8 protein-coding genes and 1 tRNA gene are annotated in these 8,960 nt (G+C 35.9%); 1 reads left to right on the top strand and 8 read right to left on the bottom strand.

Annotated elements, in window-relative coordinates; translation table 11 throughout:
- Positions 1–313: 313 nt before the first annotated feature.
- The 8 genes from gmk to der all read right to left on the bottom strand — a co-directional run bounded on the left by gmk (position 314) and on the right by der (position 7,400).
- Complete coding sequence (gmk, locus tag GO685_RS01950) at positions 314–904, bottom strand: guanylate kinase (RefSeq protein WP_175937335.1); 591 nt, start codon at positions 902–904, stop codon at positions 314–316.
- 40 nt (positions 905–944) lie between these two features.
- Positions 945–2,732, bottom strand: coding sequence for a pentapeptide repeat-containing protein (locus GO685_RS01945; protein WP_175937334.1), 1,788 nt, complete (start codon positions 2,730–2,732; stop codon positions 945–947).
- Complete coding sequence (locus GO685_RS01940) at positions 2,729–3,976, bottom strand: ankyrin repeat domain-containing protein (RefSeq protein ID WP_175937333.1); 1,248 nt, start codon at positions 3,974–3,976, stop codon at positions 2,729–2,731. Before GO685_RS01940 ends, GO685_RS01945 begins: the two co-directional genes overlap by 4 nt.
- A 114-nt stretch (positions 3,977–4,090) precedes the next feature.
- Positions 4,091–4,181: transfer RNA gene (locus tag GO685_RS01935), tRNA-Ser, on the bottom strand.
- Positions 4,182–4,342: 161 nt separating this feature from the next.
- Positions 4,343–4,858, bottom strand: coding sequence for an inorganic diphosphatase (gene ppa / locus GO685_RS01930; protein WP_175937332.1), 516 nt, complete (start codon positions 4,856–4,858; stop codon positions 4,343–4,345).
- 96 nt (positions 4,859–4,954) lie between these two features.
- Positions 4,955–5,446, bottom strand: a complete 492-nt coding sequence (locus GO685_RS01925; protein WP_175937331.1) for a demethoxyubiquinone hydroxylase family protein — start codon at positions 5,444–5,446, stop codon at positions 4,955–4,957.
- Between the two features lie 28 nt (positions 5,447–5,474).
- Complete coding sequence (locus tag GO685_RS01920) at positions 5,475–5,948, bottom strand: disulfide bond formation protein B (RefSeq protein WP_175937330.1); 474 nt, start codon at positions 5,946–5,948, stop codon at positions 5,475–5,477.
- A 51-nt stretch (positions 5,949–5,999) separates the two neighbouring features.
- The gene (der, locus tag GO685_RS01915; protein ID WP_175937329.1) at positions 6,000–7,400 is read right to left on the bottom strand and encodes a ribosome biogenesis GTPase Der; all 1,401 of its coding nucleotides are present in this window, start codon (positions 7,398–7,400) and stop codon (positions 6,000–6,002) included.
- A 216-nt stretch (positions 7,401–7,616) separates the two neighbouring features.
- On the opposite strand from der, the gene GO685_RS01910 reads away from it, so the two are divergent.
- The gene (locus GO685_RS01910; protein WP_246226340.1) at positions 7,617–8,603 is read left to right on the top strand and encodes a hypothetical protein; all 987 of its coding nucleotides are present in this window, start codon (positions 7,617–7,619) and stop codon (positions 8,601–8,603) included.
- Positions 8,604–8,960 lie beyond the last annotated feature (357 nt).

Below are 8,960 nucleotides of genomic sequence, written 5' to 3'. Positions count from 1 at the left end.
GACATGCAGTGCACATAGTATGCCAAATACAAGTTTTCTTGTCATTTTAACCTGCACAGATTGGGAAGTTAAACAAATAGCTTTAATACCATGATAAAAGGATTGGAAGAATTTGTCAAGTAGTTTTTTCCGTCTCTATCGGATGACGTCATAGCTTTTTTCCACTGTTATCTATACGCTTTCTGTATAGTGGGAATTGGTATTAATGGCAATGATGACAGGAGGGGGGGCTACTTCCATGACATCATTTGTTGTGCGAATTACCTTGGCAAAATAAATGCTCGTACAGTGTGGGTAAGGTCAATCAATAGACCTACTTTTCCTGTGATCTTTTAAGCCTTTCTTTATTTAATATGGAGCTTATCTCTTCTACACTTTTATCAATATCGTCATTGATTATTACATAATCATATTTGTCGCTTTTGCTTATCTCCTTTTGAGCTTCGGCTAATCTGCGTCCTATTTCACTTGCACTGTCAGTGTTACGCTTTTGCAGACGTGACCTAAGCTCTTCCATCGAAGGGGGAAGTATAAAAACACTTACAACTTTTTTCCTCATAAGCTGAAATAAATGAAATGCTCCTTGCCAATCTATACTCAGTAAGACGCTTATTCCACTGCTTAAGTTCTGTTCTATAAAATTTCTCGGTATGCCATAAAAGTTCTCAAAAACTTTGGCGTACTCAAGAATTTGACTGGCTTTGCATAACTCATGAAACTTTTCCTCGGTAACAAAAAAATAGTCTTTGCCATTTATTTCACCTGGGCGAGGTTTACGCGTGGTCATAGAAACCGACCTAATTAAGTTAGTCGATTGCTCAAGTAATCTCTCTAATATGGTAGTTTTGCCAGCTCCAGAAGGAGAGGATAAAACCAATAATACACCCTCACTTTTTATGGTCATTTTTCTTTTCTAAGTAATTTCATTGTGGTACGTTTCATGTTTAACTAGTATTTTCCAATATGGCGCTCTTCAGATCAGATTTAAAAAAACTAGAATTATCTAAATTAGAATCTGATAAGTTGGTACCAATAAGGGAAGAATTGTCAAAAACAACATAACGTAAATCAGCTTTTTTAAGATTTGTCTTATTTAAATTAACATTTATAAATTTTGCTCTACTCAATATCGAATTAGAGAAATCGGCATTCTCTAGTTTCATATCCTTAAATTCAAAATAAGCGTAATTCACATTAAATTTTTCACCCTGTGATATCTTTTCTTGCAAATCTTCAATTGAGGTTATAGCACCCTCTAAGCCTGTAAGCTTTTCCTGTCCTTCATTGCCAATTAGAATTGAATGATCAAACTTACAATCTGTTAAACGAGCATCAACAACCGAGCCTTCATATAAGCTCGAAGAGTCAAAAGATGTATTACCAGTCATTAAATTATTGAAATTGCTGAGAAAAAAGCCTGTTTTCTTAAAGGTACTATCGTGAAGCAAAGAAGATCTGAAATCGCTTTCAATAAAATTCGAATTAGTTACTTTTAGATTAGACCAGCTTGAGTTATCTGCTATTAAATTAAAGAATGTTGAGCTCTCCACCTCACTAGAGTCGATGCTATGGTAAGAGAGTTTGCTATTATAAACTTGAGAGTCTTGTATTTTGACCTTGTACATTGAAGCAGCAGAAAGATCTGTTCCTTCTATCTTTGCAGAGGTAAATAGTGAATAGTCGAAAAACGAACCGCTCATGTTAGAATTTGTAACTTTAGTATCATGAAACTTTCCGTGACGAATGTCAGAATCAGAAACATCAACTTGATGCAGCTCGCTAAAACTGAAATCAATATCGGATAAGTCGGCATCTTGAAAACTGACTTTAGAAGCATACGAATATTTTACCTTGGAACCATGCAGTATAGATTGAACAAAACTTGAATTATCACCACTTACATAGGAAATCTGCGTGTTACTTAAATTAGTTCTATTAAAGTTACTTTCAATTATAGCAGAAGAATTAAGGCAGACATTAGAAAGATTGCTGCCTGTGAAGTCTGATTCTCTTATTTCTGCACCATATATATTAGCGTTCTCCAACGAAGAAAATTGTACTTTTAGTTTATATGAATCCACTCCAAAAAAATTTGCATTACTAAGATTGCTTTTCTGCATAACAGTATCGTTTACTTCACTATCGCTAAAATTTACATAACTAACATTCGAGTTTAGTAAGCTAGAAAGATTCATTTTTACATTTGAGAAATGAGTATGTAAACCAGTTATATTGTGCATTTTTGCCCTTTTAAGATCAGAGTTGATAAACTCAGCATAACTAATATCAGACTGATCAAATGTAATATCTGCTAAATTTGCAGAAATAAATTTTGCAAAACTCAGATTTGTACCTTCTATTCTTATACCTTGCAAATTAGCATTGGAAAAATTTGCCCCACGCAAATCAGCATTAATAAAGGATACACCTGACAAGTCAGTATGAGAAAAATCGGCACCAATTAGACTGACTCCATCAAAAATAGACCCATTGAGGTACAATCGACTAAAGTTAGCTCCATTTAAGTCAGGACCAAAACCTTTTCCAAAGTCTTCTGGTACGCCTTTTTTGTGACACTGTACTAGAAACTCAGCAAAGTCTTTTTTACTGTAAGACACATACTTTGTCTTATGCAGGGTATCCAAAAAATCACTGACCGGATTCTTCTTATAATTTACTTCACTTCCGTAACACAAATGACCAATTAAGATTAATATCAAAAATCTAATCATCTTTCTTGATCTTCATTGCACTGCAATTCATTATCTTCTTTTGTTTTTACAGCCCAATTATACATTTCCAGGCTTTCTTTGTTGTCTATCCTCTTATGCTCCAAAAGATGTGGTATCATTTCAGTAATTGCATTTATCATATCAACTCGCCCTCTTTCGATTGCTATATCAATAGGAGATTGAAGACTATTATTAACCGCTTTAGGATCAGCACCTTGTAATAAGAGAAAACGTACTATATCTACCTCACCTTGCTTAACGGCATAAATTAGAGGGGTATCTCCAAGCTTATTTCTAAGCTTCAGTACCTCTTGAGTTGTTAATCCAAGCTTTTCCAACTTGCTTATTATCCCCCTTAGGCAAACTAAGCTGTTCTTTTTAATACAGTAAAAAAGCTGCATACTATAGTCATCAATAAATACGGTTGTCGGAAGATGCTGATTAATCTTATCGTATTGTCGCTTATATAATGACTTGCTTTGTGCGCTTTTTTGATACCATTCCTTTATTGGTTCTCTGTCTAACTTTGTCCATCTTTGTAAATTTTTCTCTTCCTCTTGCTTGTTTTCTTCGTCTCTTCTAGTGATGGGTTTTATTCGATTTTTTCTACTGTGGTCCTCAGCTAATTTTTTCACTTCTTCTTTTTCAGCTTGATCTTCCTCTTTTTCTTTTTTCTCTTCTAATAATTTATCTGTGTTATTTTTTGAGGGCTTATTCTCCTCAATATCAACCTTTTCATCAACTTGTAGACCCTTTTGCAGATCAGCTACATCTTCATTTAGACCAGCGCTTGGAGGCAAAACTAAATTTTTGTTCACTTCCTTATCGGTCACACTTGGCAAACTTGAAGTAACTTCATCTTTACTTTTCTCTGGCAGGTTATTGCCAAAATCTTTATCACTCTGCTCACCTCTGCCAATGGTTTTTTCAACTGCAGGAGCTTTGCTTTCATCGTGTTGTGGTCCTTTTTTATTGATCGCTCCCTCAGCCTTGGTATCCTGTGCTTTTTCAACATTCAACTTATCAACGTCCGTAGGGTCGCTTTTGGAAGACTCAGGCTCGGTTCCTTGGGCTGTACTCTCCGGCGCATGTTGTTTTAGATTTTTCCTTATATCCACATTTTCATGCACAGAACTAACCGATTCACCTGCATCAGTTTTTTTTCTTTTAACTTGCTCCACAGCAAACAGACTCGACGAGCCAAACACGACAAATAACAATGTAAAGTATAAAATACTCCTCATAAATATCCCAAGCACAAGCTTAATTAAGATGATACTATAATCAAATAATTAGTCTATAGTAAAAAATGGGCATGGGAAATGAAGGTTGATTAAGGTCATTACGCCAATAACACGCGGAAGGAGAGGGATTCGAACCCTCGATACGACTTTTCAATCGTATAACGGTTTAGCAAACCGCCGCCTTCAGCCGCTCGGCCACCCTTCCAAATCTTGAACTTCAAAGTAAGTACTTTATATAATACCAAGACTTCACAACCTGTCTAATGCTTTTAATAGTAGCATTTCATGTTATTAGATAGCAGAATCTCTTCTAAACCAGTCAACAACTGTAATTTTACTATAATAAACAACCTAAGCTAATGCGCATCAATCTCCATTTTTAATAGCGTTTTCAATAATGCTCTTTGCTTCTTTCATACCAACCCATTTTCCAACTGTTACTGTTTTTCCTTTCTCTAAGTCTTTGTAGTGTAAAAAGAAATGAATAATCTTATCCAGTAGGTTTTTAGGCAAGTCAGAACAGTCTTTCACATCATCATAATAGCTATCAACACTGGAAACAGGCACAGCTAATACCTTTTCATCTTCTCCTTTTTCATCCTTAGTAAGTAGAGCACCTATTGGACGTACCGATATTAAAACACCAGGTGCTAGAGGAAATTGAGTTAACACCAAAACATCCACGGGATCACCATCACCTGCACAGGTGTTTGGCACAAATCCATAATTGCAAGGATAGGTCATTGAGGTAGATAAAAACCTGTCAACTTGCAGTAATCCGAGCTCTTTATTAAATTCATACTTTATAGGCTCAACATTTGCACTTATTTCAATTATCACACTCACTGCATCTGCTGTTGCAGTTATTTTACTCAAATCCATAAATTACCTCTTACTTTAAGAGTTATTATTATACAACATACACTTCTTATTTGCCACATTTATATCTTTATGAACAAAAATCCACCTGAGAACCAGCTAAATCAACTTAGACAAATAAATAGCAGCTTTGCAGCCCGTTTTTATGAATGAAGATAAGATATTGTAACCAAACGCACCTCCAGCATTGTGCTCAATTGCAATGTTTCTGTGCTCTAACTCCTCATCGCGAAACTTACTTATAGTTTCTCTTAGTTCTCCGTCTTCTAAATGCGAAACTTGCTCTTTATAGTGCTCTCCGATCACTTCTTCGACTGCAGCAGTGCAAGCCATAGCAGCCTTTCTTCCCATAATGGCAGTTGCAACACCAAGCGACACTCCCAAAACGCACCAAACTGGCAACAAAACAGTAGGGCGAACTTTTTGCTCTTTAATTTTCTCATTGAAATAATGAAAATGCTTTTTTTCCTGCTCTTCCATTTTAATTATTTCCTTGATTATAGAAGACTTTTTAAGAATAAATTTTTGACCAGAATAGATGCAAATAGCTCCATATTCTCCAGCATGGTTTACTCTAATTGCTTGCTGCAAGAACTTACTGCTGCTATACTTTAAGTTATTAAGATTTCTTTCTCTCTCTACAATACATTTTACCTGACACGAACAGAGCTGCTATAAGATAAATTAAGTTCCACGTTGCTAGGGAAACACCTAGAACGTAATGGGGTCTGTTACAAGAAGGAGAGTAGTTAGGGTTTAAGAGATTGTTTCTTAGCTCTTCTACGCTAACGTTACCGCTTGCTTGTTCTGTGCATCCTAAAACATCATGGAATAAGCGGAGTTCAAGACCTACATGATAAAAAGATATTATCGCACCTACAAGATAACTGCAAAACATCGCATAGACTAAAATTTTGTTGTTTGTGATCATGTGTGCTACTGCAAGCAACCCTGTGACATAGTAAACTATCCGCTCGTATATACATAACTTGCATGGCAACATATTAAAAAAATACTCTAGCACATATGCGAAAACTAGAGCAACGGTACTTGACAGCAGAAGGATTGTAGGAGTTTTGGAGTTATTGCGCATGATCTTTAAGTTAGCTATTACAAAGACTTCTTAAAGTATAAAGCAGAGTACTCATTTTGCATAGGGATTTTTATTCTTCTTCAAAAGCAATCTGACTGGCACGCCTTCAGCAAAGAAGTTTTTTCTTAGATCATTAACTAAATAGCGTTTATAACTTTCATCAACACTTTCAGGCATGTTGCATATTAAGGAAAAAGCCGGAGGTTTAGTACCAATTTGAGCGATATACTTCATTTTAATTGCTCTGCCTTTGACAAGCGGGTGAGGGTGCCTATCTAGAGCATCAATTAGCCAGTTATTTAATTTTGCAGTACTGATTTTCCTGTTTAAGAATTCGTTTACTTCAAGACACTTGTCTATCACATCACTGCAGCGCATGCCTTTCAATGCAGAAATCGTTATAGTTGGCACTTCCAAAAATAACCGAGTTACTTCCTGTTGTTTTACAAATTTTATCAACTTGCTCCTGTCATCTTTACTTATTAAGTCCCACTTATTTAAGACAGTGATAATTCCCTTTCCTCCTTTAATCGCAGCTTCACTGATTGATAAATCCTGTTGCCCAATACCCATAAGGGAGTCTAGCATTAAAACTATCACGTGAGAGCGTTTTATTGATTCTATGCTCTTCTCAACAAATCTTGATTCTAAGTCATCTTTAACATTCGCCTTTCTGCGGATTCCGGCAGTGTCAATCAGAGTAATTAGCTTTTCACCATGATCGTATGTAATATCCACGGAGTCACGTGTGGTACCTGGTTCTGAACTTGTTATTAGCCTGTTTTCTGCGAGTAGACTATTTAAAAAAGTTGACTTTCCAACATTTGGGCGGCCGATGATTGCAATCTTTAGTTTAGTAAACTCATCAACTTGATCCGATGTCATTCCGATGCGCGACACTGGAATCTGCTTATTTTTTTCTGGATCCAAGTAGTTGGCTACTTGAATGACAGGAGAGGAATTTATAAAAGACTCAATAATACCAGCCAATGCATCGTAGAGATCAACCATGCCAAGGTTATGTTCAGCTGAGATGTACACAGGGCCTATGAAATCAAAAAACTGCAGGTAATCGACATTTCCTGACCTATGACTTTCACATTTATTTGCTACAAGTATTACAGGTTTATTTGTCTTCCTCTTTAGCCACTTTGCAAATTCTTTGTTCTGTTCATTTTGCACTTTTGCATCAACAAGAAAGAAAATTACATCCGCGCTTAATAAAGAAAACTCTATTTGTTCAATAACTTGCGGTGAAAAATTGGTTTGGTCGTTCCACCCTCCTGTATCAATAATTTTAAATTCTAAATCGCTAATTCTTCCAACTCCCTCACGTCTATCCCTAGTTACTCCTGGAATGTCACTAACTACCGCTGTTTTTCTTCCCACTAGTCTATTAAATAGGGTTGATTTGCCAGCATTTGGCAAGCCTACTATAGCGGTTTTTAGCATAGTTTAAGTGCATGTTCTATAGAAGTAAATTATAATCAAAATTTTTCAATTTAACTATTGACTTTATAGATTACGTTAATACCCTAAAATCAAGATAAAGTATCTTGAATTTTATTATGTAAAATATAGGAGGTGGTTATGCCCATATCTGAGAAAGTAAAAAAGGTAAGTCAAGAAAGATGAGAACAATTAGGATATTCACATAAAACAGGACATTTGCAGTCGAGTACGGCAATTTATGGACATGTTAATGAACATATGGAAGAAAATATTTCAAGTACATTGCGTGAAATATATGATGCTCTCATCTCATATAACAACTCGGAGCATCTATCTAATGATGAAGCCATAGGAAACACGGCAAAGAGATTTCAAGAATCTATAGAAAAAGCAAAAAAGAACAAGGGCATGTTTAGTGTGCCGTGTCATATTGATGTATTCAAAAAAGAAGAAAAGTTATCAATAATAGAGTATTCGATGAAGGTTCTACGCCATCTTATGGAGTACGATACAAAGGTTACTGAGGTTAGAAGAAGCAAACTACAGCCTCTTTGGTTGGAAATGTCTGATCTAGTTTCAAAAGGTAATAGTGTAAGCACGAACGTTTTCCAGTCGGAAAGACTGCCAAACATACTGCAAAGGCGTAAAGATTACTTGTCAAATCTAAAACAAATTGTATGCAATAGTATTGAAAAAGGCAAGGAAAAAGATGTAATAGAAAATGTTGCAGTAGAAAGGGATAATGGATTTTTTTGTGTAAAGTGTCCAGAGAAGAGTGTTATCACCCCTGCAAAATTTTTGAATGCACCAGAATTTCAAAATTTAGATGGAGCACTGAAATTTGGGGAAGGCGATGTAATCCGAACGCAAAATGGGCAATATTGCAATATGAAGGGCGTACTTCAGATGGCTTTTGAAGTAGGCGATGGTGAAAAAATTGAAATGACTTTGTCTTCTGAAAATGCCTCAGGCTTTGGTAAAATAATGGTGCGTATGGATGATAAAAGTTGCGAAATCTTTTCAAAACATCGTGAAGAACTAGAAAAGGAATCTCGTATAAGCAAGGTTGTTGAAGTTGCTAAAAGTTTCGTGCAAGAAAACAAGACTGCTTCACCTCCTCTTTCTTCTATGGACGATACTAACACGTCCAATCATCTTGAGAATATTGGCCAGAGCGCTAACCTGAACGTTAGGCATCAGTAACTGCCCATACACATACATCGTTGCATATAGCAATGGTGTATGTGTACTGATGAGTTAACCAAAATTCTAATGCCAAATTACAACTTTTTGCATAACTTAAACTAAGTAGAAACAGGGCAAAGATTGTTAGAGTGTTATCCAAGTAGCTCACATTGGTTTCTCTATGACGGTGTCATGAAAATAATCCCTTTCCTGTTATCCCAGCGATGACGCTGGAATGACACCGTTGTGCCTTGTAAAAGCATCTAATCCTTAATCTGCGATATAGCAACTAGTCTCTGTGAACAAAATTTTAGAGAAGCCATATGAGAGAACCAACGAAGTTTAAAAAACCCATAAAAACCTCAGCAGTCTTGT

The sequence above is a fragment of the Wolbachia endosymbiont of Madathamugadia hiepei genome (assembly GCF_013366855.1).
Classification (GTDB): domain Bacteria; phylum Pseudomonadota; class Alphaproteobacteria; order Rickettsiales; family Anaplasmataceae; genus Wolbachia.
The sequence above is the reverse complement of the archived record's forward strand: the minus strand, read 5'-3'. Positions and strand labels throughout refer to the sequence as shown.

Bases quoted from the DNA above. Each gene is read 5' to 3' on its own strand.
- ppa (WP_175937332.1), bottom strand. From the start codon at position 4,858: ATGGATTTGAGTAAAATAACTGCAACAGCAGATGCAGTGAGTGTGATA.
- der (WP_175937329.1), bottom strand. From the start codon at position 7,400: ATGCTAAAAACCGCTATAGTAGGCTTGCCAAATGCTGGCAAATCAACC.
- GO685_RS01945 (WP_175937334.1), bottom strand. From the start codon at position 2,732: ATGATTAGATTTTTGATATTAATCTTAATTGGTCATTTGTGTTACGGA.
- gmk (WP_175937335.1), bottom strand. From the start codon at position 904: ATGACCATAAAAAGTGAGGGTGTATTATTGGTTTTATCCTCTCCTTCT.
- GO685_RS01940 (WP_175937333.1), bottom strand. From the start codon at position 3,976: ATGAGGAGTATTTTATACTTTACATTGTTATTTGTCGTGTTTGGCTCG.
- GO685_RS01920 (WP_175937330.1), bottom strand. From the start codon at position 5,948: ATGCGCAATAACTCCAAAACTCCTACAATCCTTCTGCTGTCAAGTACC.